Genomic DNA, 17,554 nt, shown 5'->3' with positions numbered 1-17,554 from the left:
GAAGTCCAAACATCAATTCTGGAAACCCCACTAACATGCAAAACAGCCGCGGTTTCCCAATAGTCTGAAAATCAATCATAGTTGCTAAGAAATCTGCGCCGAGCGTCCAAGAGTACAAAAGACGCTCTAGTGGCTGAGTGGTTCCATTTACTTATGGATGTTGAACAAAACTGACTGACTGACGGTGCCATCGATGGAAAACTTTGCGCCGACAGGCGAGGCATTGATGCCCAGTCGCCGTGACCACCGTGCCCAGACTGAGGGGACGATGCCCAGTATGCTGGTCGCACCACCTTCCATCGCGACAGTAGTCATCTGGTGAAACAACTCCTGTTGAACCAGCAGCCTGCGTGACGATGCAACATCCTTTGCCACGAAGAAACGGGATGCTTCCCAAACAGAGTGCTTTACCGGGGCGTCCATAAATAAAACGTCAGATGGTATTCCTTTAAGGATACCTCTTTGCGCGTCGCGCAGCATATAACTATATACGCCGCATTCTGCGGTCGTGGGTAGAAGTCGCACACCGCCTAAAACTTCACCGAATTCATGCAACACAATCCATCGACAGGCTGGCGTGTCGTATTGGTCGAATTCCATCCCGTCAGCTTCACCAACTTGCCACTTTAACTGGTCAATGAAAATTGACTTTCTGGTTTCAAGGTATTTTGCCAGCAGGGTGCCATACTCGTAAATATTGCGAAAATTAAGTGTAGTCGCGCGAATATTGCCAATGTCACCACGTGACGTTGGCGGACTGCTTTTGACAGCAAAAATTTCTAGTCGCGCCAAAGCACTTGGTGCGCCTGAAGTCCCGTTAGCAGGTGTTAGTTTCGGAAACCCCTCCGAGAGCGGGTATGTCTGCTTATACCTGAGTGGTCTGTCCATATTTTACTCATATTTTTGACACACTTATGGCAAGATTCAGTTCAGCAAGTCCACAACCCTATGCGGTAGTTGTCCGAATAGATGGATAGGTGTGTCTAAATCTCCTCCCTCCCTTTGGTTGAGTTTACTGACTGACCAAAAACTTTAGATAGTTCTTGGCTGTTATTTTCTCCCGCAGGCTTCATTTATTTCTTCGCGTCTGGCAACACTTTGAAAAAAGACAGCTTCTTTTGCGTATTCTTTTCGAATCCACGATGGATCAGGCGCCGTCTCGCTCTCCGATAATGTTTCGAGGCAGCCGTGACGGCTGATAGGAGTAAAATCAAAATGGCATCAAGAATTTGAGGGATTTACTTTTCAATATGCGCACTTGCGCGGAAAATATTGTGCAAATTAAAAAAAATGCACAGACATAAGGAAGCCCGCCTTATGTCACCGTTTTGCCGCCTTCGTAAGAGAGGATGAAGAAACCCTGAGTGTTTTATGCGCCGGCCAAACGTTGCCTTAAGTCTGCAATGCCTAACGTTTGGTGAGGTGCAAAAGGTTGGTGAAAAGTTATGCGTATACTTGCTGTAGATGACGATCCGAGTATCCTGGAGTTGCTAGATAGAGTTCTGGACGCGTTCGGTTATAAAGATGTCGTCACCGCCAGAAGTGGGCGGGAGGCCATTGAAATACTGTCGAGACCTAACGAAGCGTTTGACTGCTTGCTACTGGATGTGCAGATGCCGCAAATGAACGGCATTACTCTTTGCGAAGAAGTGCGAAAACTACCAGAACACACGTACACGCCCATTATCATGGTGACCGCCATGGTGCAAAAAGAGTACATCGACGAGGCATTCGGAGTTGGGGCCACAGACTACGTTACAAAGCCTTTTGAGTTCTCTGATCTGAAGCAGAGGTTGTCCGACGCGTATAGGATGGCAGCGGAACGCAGAGCCGCAATCGAGGTGCTCGAAGCTGAAGCGGATTTTGAGTTGTGTTTTGACAATAGTCCGGACGTTCGCTTAAGTGATCCACAATGTTTCGGAGAATTGCCCGGATTCATTGGGTTAGCTGAATTTGAGAACTACGTAATTCAGCTTTCAACTATGCACTCCATGGCTGCAAAACTTGTGGCGGTTAAATGCACAGGCGCTGAACAAATCTATAAGACGAGCACGGTCAGTGAATTCCGTAGTGCCATGACTTTAGCTGGCACAGCAGTTCTGTCAGCTAATCAGGAAGGGCGTAAAGTGGCGACCTATTGGGGGAATGGCGTGTTCTTGGTGATCTACGACAATCAAATTGACTTGAGAGTGGACCAGTTGGGTGCTCCGCTTCCGGAAGCATTGAAAGATATTTCCGGTGATGCCACTTCAGGCCGGCCAATTGGCTTCCAGGTGAGCGAAGAAGTTATGCTAAAATCCAAAACCAAGATGGAGGCGTTGTTCTTGATAGACAAGGCCGTCGAAATGGCTGAAATGTCGGAGGGTCGAGCGGCGAATATCGGTTGAAAAACTGCACACATGGATGGTGATTATGACCAGATACTGGTGGAAAGAGCACGTTAAAACGCCCAAAGTTTTTTTTGGGGGGAAGAAAAGCTACGCGCTCATTCATAGGGCGGTCAAACTGTGTGCATTTGCCCTACTTTGTTCGATCCTAGCGCCCATCCGGCGGCAACAATTCGGAGAAAGAACCCGTCAGCCTTTTCTCGGGGTCCGACTTGATGCGAGATCTGGTATCCCCGCCTTTCTTTCATTCCCTGAATAGTAAACTCTTATCTTTCTATGGCTTCACACCCAAGATGCGCTCATTTGTTTCTGCGCCTTGCTCTGTAGACCCAAGCGAAGTGGGTTGGGCCGCTGACGGCAATTCCTCCAATTTGGTCCTTCGGTTTGCCGCGTGACCATTACCAATATTTGGGGCCCCCTCAGGTTCTCAAATAATCCCAAGAGTTCTGCGGAATTTTCGAACTCTCCAACTTCTTGGCACAGTTTTGTATGAGGGTTCAGTTTTGAGTGCAGCAGTTAAGATATTGAAAAATATGGAATTAGTAAACGACATTGGTATAGTAATTGCCCTGTTAATCGGGTCAGTATTTTTGGCTGTCGTATCGCCTGAGTTAGGTTTCGTCACGGGCTTATTGCTGTTGCTTGTGCCGGGGTTTGCGCTGATCAAGCCGCTGCCTAAGCTCAAGCTGGGCCATAGAGGTTTTAGCTTCGCTGTATTGTCCTTCGTGGGGATGCCAGCCACGTTCAGGTCACTTAGCATCGTAAACAAACAAGATGAAGTTGAACCAGCGTTACTTAAACATGACAACCCAGAGGCATACCTTCCCTCGCTAAAAGACAAGGACCAAGAACTCTGGATTTCCGAAATGGCGGATATCGGCCCGGAACGGTATACTGCCGAATTAGTTCGAATTGATAAAGAGTAGGAACTTCGCCATGCGGAGGCAGCGGCACGGTGTGAAGCAGAAAACCCTCTGCATGTGCAAAGCGTGTGCCATAACTATCTGGACGAAAAAACCGGAGCCGATTGACAGCCTCCACAACACACAATACCTCCTTACACAGCACACATTTGGGGAAACCTGATGGCTAAAGAAGGGCGTTTTGCTCATAAAAATATTGGGTCTGAGAAGCTAGTTCGAAATCGCCAGATGCTTCTCGACCGCACCATTATCCAGCTGAAATTAGCGATTTATCAGTGCATCTGCCGTTTAGAGATGCACCAGTTCGCGTCGGAATGCCCGCACCGCAATTTCCTATCTCGCCCACGTGGATCGGGATGTGTATGAGTGGGGCAAGACTATTTGGGAAGGGTAATATGTCTCAGTCCATCACCGTGTTCACAACGATGAAGAACGAAGGCCCGTATATGCTGGAATGGGTCGCGTTCCACAAAACACTCGGCATTGATCATTTTGTGATTTTCACCAACGACTGTGATGACGGAACGGACAAGATTGCTGCAAGATTGCAAGAGCTTGGCTTGGCCACTCATGTCAGCAATGAAGTGAAAGAAGGGGGCAATCCCCAGCACCAGATGCTGCGCCGCGCGCGCCGTCAGCCCAAGGTCAAGGAGGCCGATTGGCTGTTATGTCTGGATGTAGATGAATTCTGGAATATCCGCTGCGGCGACAACGGATTTCATGACCTGATTTCCGAGGTCGAACAAAAGGCAGGTCAACCGGTCGATGCGATATCTCTTGCGTGGAAGTTGTTTGGAAGTTCTGGAAACATCAGTTTCGAAGACAGACCGGTGACAGAGGTATTCTCGATGGGGGATCAAGAGTTCCCCTATCATTCAAGCCGCGCTTTTGGGCTGAAAACGCTGTTCCGAAACAATGGCAAGTTCACTCGGTTTGGTCCGCATCGCCCAAAGGGCTTTGACGAGGAAGTAGCGCCAGACATCGCTTGGTCAGATGCTGGCGGAAAGCTGTTTCCAGCAGACAAGGTCGGTTGGCGAGCGTGGCGTGGGTTTGACCATTCCTTGGGACGCATCCACCACTATTCAGTCCGGTCCATGGATGGGTTTCTGGTCAAGCGCGACCGGGGTCGAACAAACCACATCAAGGTAGATCAGGGGCAAGCCTATTGGCAGGACATGAATGCCAACAAAGAGTCTGACCAATCCATCTTGCCCGCCGCGCTCCGCGCCGCACCTCTGCTGGCCGAACTGAAGGCAGACGAAGAGTTGAACGAATTGCACGCGCAGGCCTGCGACTGGCATCGGGCCAAAGTGTCCGAAATCAAGATGCGCCCGGAATGGGTAGAGTTTCGCGTCTGGCTCGCCGATAACCTGATCTGATCATCATGGCCGAAGACCTTTCAAAAGAGCAGCTGAAACCGGAACACCCTGACCGCAAGACAGGGTATGAGCGTATTCTGACGGATCCCGCTCCGCCTTGGTTTGTCGAGCTGTACCCCGGCGGCGACGGCACTGGCTTCTTTCAAAAGCTGGAACGCCACTCGATCCTGTTCCATCAGCGCTACCCAAAGCGTCTGGTAGTCAGCTTCGACAATATCGCCAACGCCAATGACCTATCCTTCGCGCGCGAGCCGTGGGGCTGGAAATTCTTTCGCGACGAAGGGTGGTCCCACATGGGCGTCTTCGCGCGTACCAAGGCATGGTATCGCGACCCCGAGATAATTGCTTATTTTGAGAACAAGGTCGCCGAAGGGTTCTTTGACCGGTTTGACCAAGTTGTTTTTGCAGGCGCGTCTATGGGCGGCTTTGGGGCTTTGACCTTTTCAGCGCATGTGCCCGGTGCGCATGTGATCGCGTTCAACCCTCAGACAACGCTGGATGAACGGCTGGTGCCTTGGGAAACCCGCTATCGGTTCGGCCGCGTGCAGGACTGGGACCTGCCGATGAGCGATGCGGCCCAAACTGTTCAGTCGGCTGGTAAGGCTTACGTCTTTTACGACCCTTTCTTTGATCTGGACCGGCAGCAGGTCCAGCGTCTGCAGGGCGACAACGTGATGTTGCTCAAGACCTGGTTTTCAAACCATTTCGCGGCGCCCATGTTGCGCAAGCTGGATATCCTCAAGCCCGTAATGCTGGGGGCGATGGACGGCTCACTGGATAAGGTCGGGTATTACAAGATGATGCGCGCCCGACGTCGCCTGCCTATGTATATTCGGGGGATTGAGGCCATCGGCGCCGAGCGGCACCCTGACTTGGCGGCAAAAGCCCGGCAGCGGTTCCGCCGACTGCGCCGGCAGGCCATGGCCGAGAAGGAAAGGGACGCCTCGTGACCGCCGCCAAAGGTGTGTTTGTCGGTCAGCGCAAGGACCGCATGGGCGCGCGGTTGCTGATGATGCTGACCTGCATCCGGCTGGCCGAAGATTTCAACACGACCTACCGGGTGAATTGGTTCCCGCAGGGCGCGGACGCGCCCGAGCTGGACCACCCACAAGAGTTGTTCGCGCAGGACTGGATGGATGAACATTTCCTTACTCCCAAGGAGTTCGGAACCCTGGCACAGAATGCCTTGCCGATCTGGTCCTTCCAAAGCGACACGTCGCCCGACCGCCTGATTGCGCATCTCAACGCCGGACGGTCGGTGCTGGTAGAGGAAGGTTTCGAAGTGCTTGCCTTTCCTTGGGAAGACGTCGAGACCATCCGCCCGCGATATCGCGACTTCATTCACCGGGTCGGGTTCACCGAAGAAATACGCAAAATCATGGATTGCGCGGATGCCAGGCTGTCAGGGCAGGGCGTATCTGCCTATCACATCCGCCGCGGTGATATTCTGAATGGGCTGCCGTGGAAGCACACAACCTGGCCCGCAAAGATCGAACCCGAAGAACTGTATGAGGCGCATCTAGAGAAGAACGCCGATAAAGCGGCCATTATGTTCTCGGACCAGCCGGAACTGATTGAACGGTTTCAGAAACAGTTTCCAAAGTTGATGCAAATGTCTGACGTTGCCGATGTGTCGGGAATGACACGTGCAAAACGGGACTTTCTGGAACTCTACACGATGTCGCGGGCGGATCTGGTAATTGCGCCTGCAGTTTCGGCATTTTCGATGGCGGCCTCACGGATTGCAGGACATCAAAGCAAGGTGTTTCGGGACGTTCTCTCAGAAGACGAACTCAATGCCGCTAACGAGAAAGTCGTTCAGAGACTGTCCAAAGGAGATACGGGGTTTCTAAATCCGTCCGAAGCTGCACACATTTACGCAAAAGCGACGTTTCATCTGTTTGATTTTCGCGCTGAGGATCGCACTGCATTGGCAACGGAGATTGGAAGCCAGATCCTTGAGGCCGGAGCGGACAATGCGTTCCTGCCAGTGTTACAGGCAATTAACCTTTTCTATTTGCGGCGAGGCGACGAAGCATTGCAGATGGCCGATCGGGCGTTGGGAGATATTAACCTCTGGCCCGAGGACCACGCGGTAGCGCGCGCGTTGAGGGCTGCGGTTCTGGGCTCTCAAAAAAAAAGGTGGATGGCGGCACGAGAATTCAGCTTGGCGTTTTGGGCCAAACCTCTGCGGCCGGATGTTACAATTTTTGGGTCGCGCCTGTTGTTCCGTGATCAACTTGCTTTCAGGGCACTGCCACCAATCGACTGGGCTGTTCAGAAATCAATTCGTAGATCTTGGTTCAATTTCAATGCACATGTTGCGCAACGGAAGGTTATTGCCCGCCGTCCGTGTAACTTTGATCTCATTCTTCTGGATTGGTCCGTTCTGTCTCTGGATGAGCGCGCGCGGCGTTTGAAAGGCAACAGAGAACGTCTTTTGGCGCTGCAAGATGGTCTTAAGACCATGAAGAACTTGTCACCAGATGCCCAGTTTTCCGAGGATAGCCCCGAGCACAAAAGTTTGACATCCGTGCTGCAGGTTCGTCTGGGCCGGATGCCAAATGAAAAGGCCATTGATGTTGCGCAATGGGTTTGTACACAACGTCCGGACAATCCTCTTTATCAGAAACGTCTGTCAGAACTATATGAAGCGGAAGGCGACAATTCGCGGGCGCGTTTGGCGATGGCGGATGCATTGGCCTGTGATCCCGGTAATCCGTTTCTGATTTTCGCGATGGGGTGTTTTCTGGACCGGATTGGCGCAGAAGAGCAGGCACATCAACAAATTATGGAAGCAGCCGACATCGATGACAATACAGCGGCAATACAGGGTGCTGCAGGGCAATTATTGCTTCGAAAGGGAGAAAAGGCCAAAGCCCGAAAATACCTGTCCCGGGCGCGTGACCTTTGCCCCAAACTCAAGCGGTTCTCGAACCAACTTAAACGGGCAGGTGGGTAATTGACCGGATTTCCCCTTGGTAGTTCCATTAATTCAACTTAATTTACCGGCAAATTCAGAATGATCCCGATTAGTTCCGGGCAAAAACAACGAACAGGGCAGTCAATCATGACCGATCAGGACCCTCGATATATCAGTGTCACTCCGATGAAGAACGAAGGCCCGTTCGTGCTAGAGTGGGTGGCCCATAACCGTGCGATTGGTATCGACCAGATGGTTGTGATGACCAATGACTGCACCGATGGCACCGATGCCTTGCTGCAACGGTTGGATGAAAAGGGCGTGCTGACGCATATCGACAACAATTCACGCCGCAAAACCAGCCCGCAAAAGCGTGCTTATAATACTTTCCTGAAGATGGAAGTCGCACGCCCGCAGGATTGGGTCGTGGTGATCGACGCCGATGAACATATCAACATCAAGACCGGGGATCATACGCTGCGGGCATTGACCGATGCCATCCCTAACGCCAAGACGATTTCAATGACATGGCGGTTGTTCGGAAACGCAGGTGTCGTGCGGTACGAAGACCGGTTTTTGTCGGATCAGTTCCGACAGGCCGCTCCGGAAAAGATCTACCGACCGCCGCAGGCTTGGGGCTTTAAGACCATGTTCCAGCGTGAGATCTGGGATGGCTTGGGCGTTCATCGTCCCAAAAAGCCGACAGTCGAAACCATTGAAGAGTGCCATTGGTACAACGGGTCGGGTCAGCTGATGCCTGAACGATATTATGACAGAAGCTGGCGATCCGCCCGTGACTCGGTCGGCTATGAGTTCGTGCAGGTCAACCACTATGCTCTGAAATCCTGCGAAAGTTATCTGGTCAAAAAGATGCGCGGTCGCGCTCACCATTTGGGGGAAAGCCTTGGCCTGGAATACTGGAACATGATGAACCAGAACGCTGAGATGAATACCTCGATCGATGTGGTTTTGGATCGCAAACGTGGTTTCTATTACGAAATGCTCTCTGACCCCGAGGTTGCGCGCCTTCATCATGCGTCTTGCGATCTTCACCGCCAACAGATCGCGCAATTGCGTGACCTGCCCGAGATGCAGGACCTCATGCAGCAGATGACCGCAGGTTTCACGGCCAGCCAGCAGGCATGACGCAGCACAGTTCGGGGACAGGAGCTAGGTAATGCTTTGGCTGCACATGGGAATGCCCAAAACTGGCACGACCGCCTTGCAGGGATTTCTGCGCCGGAAACATTCGGTCATGAACGAGATCGGCCTGCATTATATGGAAACCGGCCGGCGTCGGCTGGATGGCGGCACACGTCTGGCGATAAGTCACAACATCGTCGCCTTTCACATCAACCAGAGCGCTGATCCGATGGATCCGTTTCGGTCTGCCATGACCACTGAATACGATGCGCATGCAGATCAGACCTGTGTTGTTTCGTCCGAGATGTTCTATTCCTGCAATCTGAACCGGCTGGCCGAGGTTTTTGCTGATATCCCCTCGCGTGCATTGACGATCACCTACTATTGCCGCCGGTATTCCGATTTCTTCGAGGCGGATTACAAACAGCGGGCCAAGGCAGGGCGGCTGTCCAACGGCGGCACTGAATACATCCGCCAGCAACTTGATCTTATCCGCAACCACCCGGAACGGTTGAGCTTTTCTGCCAAAATCGCCGAAATCCGGACCGCCTTTCCCGGCGTCACCGTTGCTCCGCTTTTGTATGAACGCTCGGGCATGGTGCGGGGCAACGTCGTTGATGATTTCCTGTCGCGGATCGGTACGCCATTGGCGGAGGAGGTTTCAGCAGAAACCGTGTCCAACCCGTCGCAATCCCGCGCGGCGAGCGAAGCTTTTGGTGTCATCTCCCGTGCACTGGGGCGTAAGAAAAGTCGCCAGTTACGCCGAATTTTTGTCGATGATCCCGTCATGGTGCGCCGGAATGATGTTCTGGAACCCGATGAGCGCGCTTGGCTGGACGAATTCCTGGCCAAGCAGGATACCGCCTTTCAGCAAGAGTTCTTTCCCGACAGGCCTGAACTGTTCACCCCGACAAAACTAAGCGATGAGGACAAGATGTTCCGCCGGGATACGCCCGAAGAGTATGAGGCGTTGCGTAAAGCCTCTGAGATCGTGTTCCGTATGGCTTTGGACAGCTGATCGCTATTCCTGCACGACGATTTCCTGGCGCTGTTTTCCGGTCGTCTTGTCAAAAATCAGGATTCGGTTGCCATCGGTCACGACGGCGTACCAGTTGCTGCCGATCGTTACGGCCTGAGCTTTGGCACCATCCGGCAGTTCGATTTGATCGGGCAGGGTAGGGGTTCTGTCCGATAGTCGGATGACAATCAGTGCGAATGTCACTAGAACCCCGCCAATCATCACCGCGGTCAGCAGCATGACCATGCGCCGCAGCAAGCGAAGCTGAGGTGTTTCCTGCGGTTCTTGGGGTTCGGAAGGGACAGTCATGGGTACCCGCCAGATTGAATTTCAGATCGCGGCCGATCCGCCGCCACGCCTTGATAAGGCGCTTTCGCGGGATGTACCAGCGGATGAAAACCTGTCGCGCACCCGTCTGACCCGTCTTATCGAGAACGGTGAGGTGACAATCGACGGTGTCGAAGTCCGGGACCCCAAGGCCAAGGTGGCCGAAGGCGCCTCGGTGTCGATCTCCGTCGCCGAAGCAGAAGAAAGCCATATCGGTCCAGAAGATATCCCGCTGAACGTCGTCTATGAGGACGCGGACCTGATCGTCATCAACAAATCCGCAGGCATGGTCGTTCACCCTGCGCCGGGCTCGCCCAACGGAACGCTGGTCAATGCGTTGCTGCATCATTGTGGCGAGGACCTGTCAGGTGTGGGGGGCGTCAAACGCCCTGGCATCGTGCACCGCATCGACAAAGAGACCAGCGGCTTGCTGGTGGTCGCCAAGTCTGACGCGGCCCATCACGGTCTGGCGGCGCAGTTCGAGGCGCATAGCGTCGAACGCTATTACCGCGCGATTTGCTACGGCGTACCGGATGCGAATGACCCACGTTTGCGCGGCATCAAGGGTGTCAGCTTTGAACCGGGCAATATCATGCGCCTGACCACGCAATTGGCGCGCCACAAAAACGACCGGCAGAAACAAGCGGTTCTGTTCCACGGTGGTCGGCATGCGGTAACTCGGGCGCGGTTGGTCGAGACATTTGGCAACCCGGCAGGCATCGCGCTGATTGAATGTTGGCTGGAAACCGGCCGAACGCACCAGATCCGTGTCCATATGGCCCATGCCGGGCATGGGCTGGTTGGCGATCCGGTGTATGGGGGTAAACGCAAGCTTGCGGCGAAAGCCTTCAACCCGGCCGCTGCCGAGGCCGTGCGCGGTTTTTCGCGACAGGCGCTGCATGCCGCAGTTTTAGGCTTTGAGCACCCTGTGACAGGCGAAAACCTTCGGTTTGAGGCCGATTTGCCAAATGATATGGAATTTCTGATTGAACAACTGCGCGCGCCGCTGACATAATACGCAAACATACGTGAGTAACGCGTTCTTAGCTTTCCTTTATCAATCGTTAATTTCAAACTGTTAACGGTACCTCTTGAATGGATCGGGACTTATTCCCATATCCCATGTTAACGAAGTAAACATTTGTCGGAGGGACATGAATCATGGCAAATTACGCAAATCTCCCCGCGCCGACGCCCGAGGGCGGCCTGAACCGCTACATGCAGGAAATTCGCAAATTTCCGCTGCTTGAGCCGGAAGAAGAGTACATGCTCGCCAAGCGTTGGGTCGAAGAGCAAGACACTGAAGCTGCACATAAGATGGTCACGTCGCACCTGCGATTGGCGGCCAAGATCGCTATGGGCTATCGCGGCTATGGCCTGCCACAGGCCGAGGTGATTTCCGAGGCCAATGTGGGTCTGATGCAGGCCGTGAAAAAGTTTGATCCGGAAAAAGGTTTCCGGCTGGCGACCTATGCAATGTGGTGGATTCGTGCCTCGATCCAGGAATACGTTCTGCGGTCGTGGTCGATGGTCAAGCTGGGCACGACATCGGCGCAGAAAAAGCTGTTCTTTAACCTTCGCAAGGCCAAGGCTCGTATTGGTGCGCTGGAAGAAGGCGACCTGCGTCCGGAAAACGTCAAGCGGATTGCTACTGATCTAGGCGTGACCGAAGCTGAAGTCATCAGCATGAACCGCCGGATGTCTGGTGGTGATGCCTCGCTGAACGCGACCGTCGGGTCCGAAGGCGAAGGCACCATGCAATGGCAGGACTGGCTTGAGGACGAAGATGCAGATCAGGCCGGCGATTACGAAGCTCGCGACGAGCTTGACGCCCGCCGCGAGCTTCTGGCGGCTGCGCTGGATGTCCTGAATGACCGGGAAAAGGACATCCTGACTCAGCGCCGTCTGATGGATCAGCCCGTCACGCTGGAAGAGCTCAGCACGCAGTATAATGTCAGCCGCGAGCGTATTCGTCAGATCGAGGTTCGTGCCTTCGAGAAGCTGCAGAAAAAGATGCGCGAGTTGGCCCGTGAAAAGGGCATGCTGGGTACTGTCTGACCCCATTGGTTCAGCCCGCCACAACGGCGGGCTGATTTTCTTTAGGCGAAAATAAAGCTGTCTTCGGTCAGATGTCCGGCTCCAACGCCCGTAAGGACAATACTGTCCCCGTCCCCTAGTTCGATGGTGGTCTGGAAGAAGCCACCCGATATATCATCCTTGATATCTTCAAATCCGGCGATGCCTTCGTAGCCGGACAAGTCAATCTTGTCCTTTCCGACCCGGAAGTCGACGATCCAATCATCGCCATCCCCGTTTTCAATGACAAACATGTCTTTGCCACGACCGCCGAACAGGATGTCATCATCGGCTCCACCGTCGATCACATCGGCCCCTCTGCCGCCGAATATCGTATCTTCGCCTTCATCACCGCGCAGAATGTCTTTGCCACGACCGCCAAAGATCACGTCGTGTCCAGCGCCTCCAAGCGCGACATCATTGCCTCGGCCAGTATTGATGACATCATTTCCGCCACCACCATGAACGAAGTCCTGACCGCGCCCGGTAAAGTAGAACTCGTCCGAGTCGTCGCCGAGGATGAAATCGGTGTTCTTCTGACCCAGAATGTCCGTAACCGATACAGGCAGAAGGACTCCGTTTAGGGCGTGAATGATCCCGTTTGTGGCTTCAATATCGGTTTGGATGATACCCGGATCGGCGATGCCGTCATCCGCATCGCCCAGACTTGGTGGGGCGCTTTGAAGGTTCAATTCAACCGACGAACCCTGCAACGTTTCGATCTGTGCGCAGTCGCCCAAGCCGGCGACCGCAGCCAGGTCGAATTCCCCGTTGACCACGTGGTATTTCAGCACCTCTGTCAGCAGGGGGATGGGATCCCCTCCGCCCAACAGGGTCAGCGCCTTGACGATGTGCCGCAACGCGCCTGCTTCGTCCGAACCCGCATAGCCCAGAGCCTGGGCAAGTCCGATAAAGGCGGCGTCGGTTGGGGCGAATACCGTAAGGCTGGCCTCGGGGTCATCCAGTGCACCAGCAAGGCCAGCGGCAACAACGGCCTCGCGCAGGATGTCAAAATCTCCGTTGTTGTCATCGAACGAGCCGACGGCTCCGCTCATCAACACGATTCCGGTAATTGTCTCTGTCGGTGTTGGCATGTCTGGCAATCTCCCACCCAGTTGGTCACAACATCAATCCCGGGTGCTTTGAGCGGACAATGCCGATTACCCGGTGACATAGCTGCTACGGCGCGGACAATGAAACGGATCAAGAAATTCTCAGGTTTGCGTGCGTTATTGGGCGGAAAACACCACGAAACCCCTGACTTTAAAGCGATTCCCTGATAGAGACGGCACAAGCTAACAAAGGATGAGGCGGCGGTATGCAGCAACCTGTTCAATGGGGCGTTCTTGGCGCCGCGAAATTCGCACGACAGTTCATGGCGCCGGCAATTCACGCGGCGGACGGGGCCCGATTGGCAGGTCTCGCCACGTCGGACGCAGCCAAGGCTGAGCCGTTCCAGCAGTACTGCCCTGATCTGACGGTTTATGGCAGCTATGACGCCCTTTTGGCCGATCCCAAGATCGACGCGGTCTATATCCCGCTGCCCAACCATCTGCATGTCGAATGGAGCCTCAAGGCGCTGGACGCGGGTAAGCATGTTCTGTGTGAAAAGCCCATGGCCATGTCCGCGCCCGAGTTTGATGCGCTGATCGAAAGGAGGGATCAGACCGGTTTGCTGGCGGCCGAAGCCTACATGATTGTGCACCACCCGCAGTGGCATTTCGTTCGACAACTGATTGCGGATGGGGCCATTGGAAAGCTCGTGCATGTGACGGGCGCGTTCAGTTTTGACAACCGCGCAGACACCGGAAACATCCGTAACCGGGCCGAAACCGGGGGCGGTGGGTTGCGCGACATTGGCGTTTATGTAATCGGCAGCGCCCGGTTCGCCACCGGGCAAGAACCGGTCTCGGTACAATCTGCAATCCGCTGGGAAGACGGCATTGATGCCTTCACCGAAATACGCGCGCAATTCCCTGATTTCACCTATTCCAGCTACGTCTCGATCCGGATGCACCCGCATCAGGAAATGGTGTTCCATGGCGAGGGTGGCGTGATCCGCCTGACCGCGCCCTTCAACGCGCGTGTTTTTGGTGAGGCGCGGGTGGAACTGCACCGTCCGGGTCTTGAGGTCCAGGTCACGCGATTCCCGGGCGACGATCACTACAAGCTTCAGGTCGAGGCGTTTTGCCAGTCAGTCCGCGACGGGGCTGATTACCCATGCCCGCTGGAATTCTCGAAGGGTACGCAGGCAATGATTGACAGGGTGTTCGAGGGCGCAGTCGCCCTCTGACTTGCCACGCAGCGCTCGGCTGGACTAATCTGGCTGTCACCTGTTCAGGAGGGAGACCATGGCAGGCGGTTGGGCGCGTGATGGCGCGGTGAGCGAACAGATTGAAGCGTCCATTACGGACGAACTGGCCCGGATGCAGGCGCAAAAGCGGCCTGTCGGGGAAAGCCTGACCCATTGCGCCGAATGTGAAGAGCCGATTCCAGAAAAGCGACGGATCGCCATTCCCGGTGTTAAACTTTGCCTGGATTGCCAACAGGATCGGGACAGCTCATTCCAGGCGCGTGGCGGAATCAATCGGCGCGGTTCTAAAGACAGTCAGTTGAAGTAAGCGGGGCACAAGGATGCCCGACACCAAAGAGAAGCAGCCACTCTTGCAAAACGGGCTGGTTCTTGGGTTTCTTGCGGCTTTCCTGTGGGGCACGCACAGCGTCATAGTCCGCTACCTGACCAGCGATCTGGGAGGGCTGCAAATCGCGGTAACGCGCCTGTTCATCGCAGCCATCGCTATTTATTGCATGCTGCGCGTGATGCGGGTCGCTGTTTCGATCGGGTTGAATGACTGGAATTTTCGGCTGGCCGTTCTGTCCACCGTGGTCAACTACATCCTGTTCCATATCGGGCTTGAACATACCGGTGCAGCCAATGCCATGGTTCTTGAGAACACGGCGCCATTCTTTGTGCTGATCTTTTTGTATTTCTTTGCAGACACGCCCGTTACGCGCACAGACATACTTGCCACGGGGTTGGCGATTTTCGGCGTCTTCCTAACAGTTTATCAGGATTTCCAAGGCGGTGGAGAGCCCCTGTTCGGGGACTTGCTTGAAATCGGCGCAGGGCTAAGCTGGGCGGTTTTCCTAATCTCGAGCAGCCGGGCGATGCGAAATTCTGAAACGACCGGAGAACGTCTGAACTTCCTATTTGGGATATTCTTGTGCTCGGGTGTGCTTTTGGTCCCGCTGGCCGCTTTTTCACTGCAGATACCTACAGCCAACGATGTCGTGTTCCTGATTTTGTTGGGGGTGCTGCCGACCGCTTTGGCCTACTACCTGTGGTACGAGGCCGCCGCGCGGGTCTCGACGTTGACCGCGACCTTGATGTTCGCCGCATCCGTGGTGTTCACGTTCGTCAACTCAGCCCTGTTTCTGGGGGCCGCAATCACGCCGGTCGCGGCCCTAGGGGCTGTGTTGATTGTGGTCGCCATTTTCCTGACGACCAAAAGCCAGAAGTGACTAGTTTTCCATCGCTTCCAGCTCGTCGATAAAGCCGGAAATCATCGACAGACCCTTGTCCCAGAACTTGGGATCGCTTGCATCCAATCCGAACGGGGCCAGCAGCTCCTTGTGGTGTTTGGACCCACCAGCGCGCAACATTTCGAAATACTTGTCTTCGAACCCGTCCGCACCGCTGTCGTAGACCGAGTATAGCGCGTTCACCAAACCGTCACCGAACGCATAGGCGTAGACGTAGAACGGTGAATGGACGAAGTGCGGGATATAAGCCCAGAAGGTCTCGTACCCATCCATGAATTCAAATGCGGGCCCAAGGCTTTCGGCCTGTACGCTCATCCACAAAGCGTTGATGTCATCCGGGGTCAGCTCACCCTCGCGGCGGGCCGCATGCAGCTTGCATTCAAAGTCGTAAAAGGCGATCTGACGTACGACCGTGTTAATCATATCCTCGACCTTGCCGGCCAGCAGCACCTTGCGCTGTTCCGGAGTTTCGGCCTTGTCCAACATCTTGCGGAAAGTCAGCATTTCACCAAAGACCGACGCCGTTTCAGCCAGCGTCAGTGGGGTAGAAGACAGCATCTCGCCCTGATCGGCCGCCAGTACCTGATGGACGCCGTGCCCCAACTCATGCGCCAGTGTCATCACGTCGCGCGGTTTGCCTAGATAGTTGAGCATCACATAGGGGTGAACCTCGGTGACGGTTGGGTGCGCAAATGCGCCCGGAGCTTTACCGGGCTTCACGGCCGCGTCGATCCAACCCTTCGAGAAAAACGGAGCCGCGATTTCACCCATTCGGGGATCGAAGGCAGTATAGGCGTCCATGACCGTCTTCTCGGCTTCATCCCAGTCAACAATGCGCGTGTCTTCCATCGGCAGCGGCGCGTTGCGGTCCCAAACCTGCATTACGTCCAGGCCCAGCCATTTGCGTTTCAGCTCGTAGTAGCGATGGCTGAGCTTGGGGTAGGCGGCTACGACCGCCTCGCGCAGAGCTTCGACGACTTCGGGTTCCACGTCATTGGACAAGTGGCGACCGGTTTGCGCCGTTGGCATGTTGCGCCAGCGATCTACGATTTCCTTTTCCTTGGCCTGTGTGTTGTGGACACGGGCGAAGGTTTTGACGTTGTCTTGAAACACGCTGGCCAACTCGCGCGCGGCCGCTTCGCGTTTGGCACGGTCCTGCTCTGTAAGAAAGTTCAGGGTGCCTTCAATGTTCAGCTCTTCGCCATCGACGGTGAAGGTTAACCCGGCAATGGTTTCGTCAAAAAGACGCTCCCACGCGTCGCCAACAACGCCGAGGTCGTGCAGGAATTTCTCAAGCTCGTCAGATAGTTGGTAGGGTTTCATCGCGCGGATGCGGCGGAAGACCGGCTCGTACCGCGCCAGATCTGCATTCACATCGAAATGCGCCTTCAGGACATCATCGTCGATGCGGTTGATCTCAAGCGTGAAGAACACCAGCGGGGTGGTGAAGATGGTGATCTTTTCCTGCATGTCGGACAGGAACTTGGCACGCTCGGCATCTGTGGTTAGCTGATAGTAGCGCAGGCCGGCAAACGACATGATGCGCCCGGCGATTGAATTGATCTTCTCATTGCGCTCGACGCAGGTCAGCAGACCCGCGGCATCCAGATCAGCCAGCTTACCCTCGTAGTCTTCGGCAAACGAGGCGCATTCCTTTTCCAACCAGTCCAGATCGCGGGACAGTTCGGGCGCATCCTCTGAGGTGTAGAGATCGGTCAGATCCCATTCCGGCAGGTTGCCCAGATTGCCGGCACCTCCGGCAGCATTTGCGTCTCGGACGGGAAAGGGAAGGTCGCGCATGGATCACCTCGAAAATAGCTTTGGCCAACATCTAG

General features: G+C 54.6%; 16 protein-coding genes. 12 read left to right on the top strand and 4 right to left on the bottom strand.

All coding sequences use genetic code 11. The features are described 5' to 3' along the window. Nucleotides 1-147: 147 nt before the first annotated feature. Nucleotides 148-888 carry an acyl-homoserine-lactone synthase gene (locus AC2FI9_RS06650; protein WP_496738750.1) on the bottom strand — a complete coding sequence of 247 codons (741 nt, stop codon included), beginning with the start codon at nucleotides 886-888 and terminating at the stop codon, nucleotides 148-150. Nucleotides 889-1,445: 557 nt separating this feature from the next. Between AC2FI9_RS06650 and AC2FI9_RS06645 the strand changes: the two genes are divergently transcribed. From AC2FI9_RS06645 to AC2FI9_RS06615, 7 genes are all read left to right on the top strand, one after another. Then, nucleotides 1,446-2,387, top strand: coding sequence for a response regulator (locus tag AC2FI9_RS06645; protein ID WP_496766787.1), 942 nt, complete (start codon nucleotides 1,446-1,448; stop codon nucleotides 2,385-2,387). 533 nt (nucleotides 2,388-2,920) lie between these two features. Beyond that, a complete protein-coding gene (locus AC2FI9_RS06640; protein ID WP_496766786.1) occupies nucleotides 2,921-3,313 on the top strand; it encodes a hypothetical protein in 393 nt (130 codons plus the stop codon). A 392-nt stretch (nucleotides 3,314-3,705) separates the two neighbouring features. After that, entirely contained in the window at nucleotides 3,706-4,689 is a 984-nt protein-coding gene (locus tag AC2FI9_RS06635) for a glycosyltransferase family 2 protein (RefSeq protein WP_496766785.1), read from the top strand. Nucleotides 4,690-4,694: 5 nt separating this feature from the next. After that, nucleotides 4,695-5,639, top strand: a complete 945-nt coding sequence (locus AC2FI9_RS06630) for a hypothetical protein (RefSeq protein WP_496766784.1) — start codon at nucleotides 4,695-4,697, stop codon at nucleotides 5,637-5,639. After that, nucleotides 5,636-7,651 (top strand): hypothetical protein, encoded by a 2,016-nt coding sequence (locus tag AC2FI9_RS06625; protein WP_496766783.1) that lies wholly within the window; start codon nucleotides 5,636-5,638, stop codon nucleotides 7,649-7,651. The genes AC2FI9_RS06630 and AC2FI9_RS06625 overlap by 4 nt, the downstream gene beginning before the upstream one ends. Before the next feature lie 108 nt (nucleotides 7,652-7,759). Continuing rightward, on the top strand, nucleotides 7,760-8,758 hold the full coding sequence (locus tag AC2FI9_RS06620) for a glycosyltransferase family 2 protein (protein ID WP_496766781.1): 999 nt from the start codon (nucleotides 7,760-7,762) through the stop codon (nucleotides 8,756-8,758). Between the two features lie 31 nt (nucleotides 8,759-8,789). Next, nucleotides 8,790-9,773, top strand: a complete 984-nt coding sequence (locus AC2FI9_RS06615; RefSeq protein ID WP_496766780.1) for a hypothetical protein — start codon at nucleotides 8,790-8,792, stop codon at nucleotides 9,771-9,773. A 3-nt stretch (nucleotides 9,774-9,776) separates the two neighbouring features. On the opposite strand, the gene AC2FI9_RS06610 is transcribed toward AC2FI9_RS06615, so the two are convergent. Continuing rightward, the gene (locus AC2FI9_RS06610; protein WP_496738744.1) at nucleotides 9,777-10,082 is read right to left on the bottom strand and encodes a DUF6476 family protein; all 306 of its coding nucleotides are present in this window, start codon (nucleotides 10,080-10,082) and stop codon (nucleotides 9,777-9,779) included. On the opposite strand from AC2FI9_RS06610, the gene AC2FI9_RS06605 reads away from it, so the two are divergent. Both AC2FI9_RS06605 and rpoH read left to right on the top strand, forming a co-directional pair. Next, complete coding sequence (locus AC2FI9_RS06605; protein ID WP_496766777.1) at nucleotides 10,081-11,115, top strand: RluA family pseudouridine synthase; 1,035 nt, start codon at nucleotides 10,081-10,083, stop codon at nucleotides 11,113-11,115. The two genes, AC2FI9_RS06610 and AC2FI9_RS06605, sit on opposite strands and share 2 nt — an antisense overlap. Nucleotides 11,116-11,261: 146 nt before the next feature. Further along, nucleotides 11,262-12,158, top strand: coding sequence for an RNA polymerase sigma factor RpoH (gene rpoH / locus AC2FI9_RS06600; protein WP_058273882.1), 897 nt, complete (start codon nucleotides 11,262-11,264; stop codon nucleotides 12,156-12,158). 41 nt (nucleotides 12,159-12,199) lie between these two features. Here the strand turns inward: rpoH and AC2FI9_RS06595 are convergent, their stop codons facing one another. Next, nucleotides 12,200-13,270, bottom strand: a complete 1,071-nt coding sequence (locus AC2FI9_RS06595; RefSeq protein ID WP_496766774.1) for a fasciclin domain-containing protein — start codon at nucleotides 13,268-13,270, stop codon at nucleotides 12,200-12,202. 224 nt (nucleotides 13,271-13,494) lie between these two features. Here AC2FI9_RS06595 and AC2FI9_RS06590 point away from each other — a divergent pair, with 224 nt between their 5' ends. From AC2FI9_RS06590 to AC2FI9_RS06580, 3 genes are read left to right on the top strand one after another with little or no spacing between them, the layout of a single operon-like run. After that, on the top strand, nucleotides 13,495-14,469 hold the full coding sequence (locus AC2FI9_RS06590; protein ID WP_496766773.1) for a Gfo/Idh/MocA family protein: 975 nt from the start codon (nucleotides 13,495-13,497) through the stop codon (nucleotides 14,467-14,469). Nucleotides 14,470-14,527: 58 nt separating this feature from the next. Further along, nucleotides 14,528-14,797, top strand: coding sequence for a DksA/TraR family C4-type zinc finger protein (locus AC2FI9_RS06585; RefSeq protein WP_472723549.1), 270 nt, complete (start codon nucleotides 14,528-14,530; stop codon nucleotides 14,795-14,797). A 13-nt stretch (nucleotides 14,798-14,810) separates the two neighbouring features. Further along, nucleotides 14,811-15,698 (top strand): DMT family transporter, encoded by an 888-nt coding sequence (locus AC2FI9_RS06580; protein WP_496766768.1) that lies wholly within the window; start codon nucleotides 14,811-14,813, stop codon nucleotides 15,696-15,698. On the opposite strand, the gene AC2FI9_RS06575 is transcribed toward AC2FI9_RS06580, so the two are convergent. Continuing rightward, entirely contained in the window at nucleotides 15,699-17,519 is a 1,821-nt protein-coding gene (locus tag AC2FI9_RS06575) for a M3 family oligoendopeptidase (RefSeq protein WP_496766763.1), read from the bottom strand. Between the last annotated feature and the right edge of the window lie 35 nt (nucleotides 17,520-17,554).

The organism is Ruegeria sp. CDSA246 (assembly GCF_059611225.1).
This window is presented reverse-complemented; position numbering and strand designations above follow the sequence as displayed.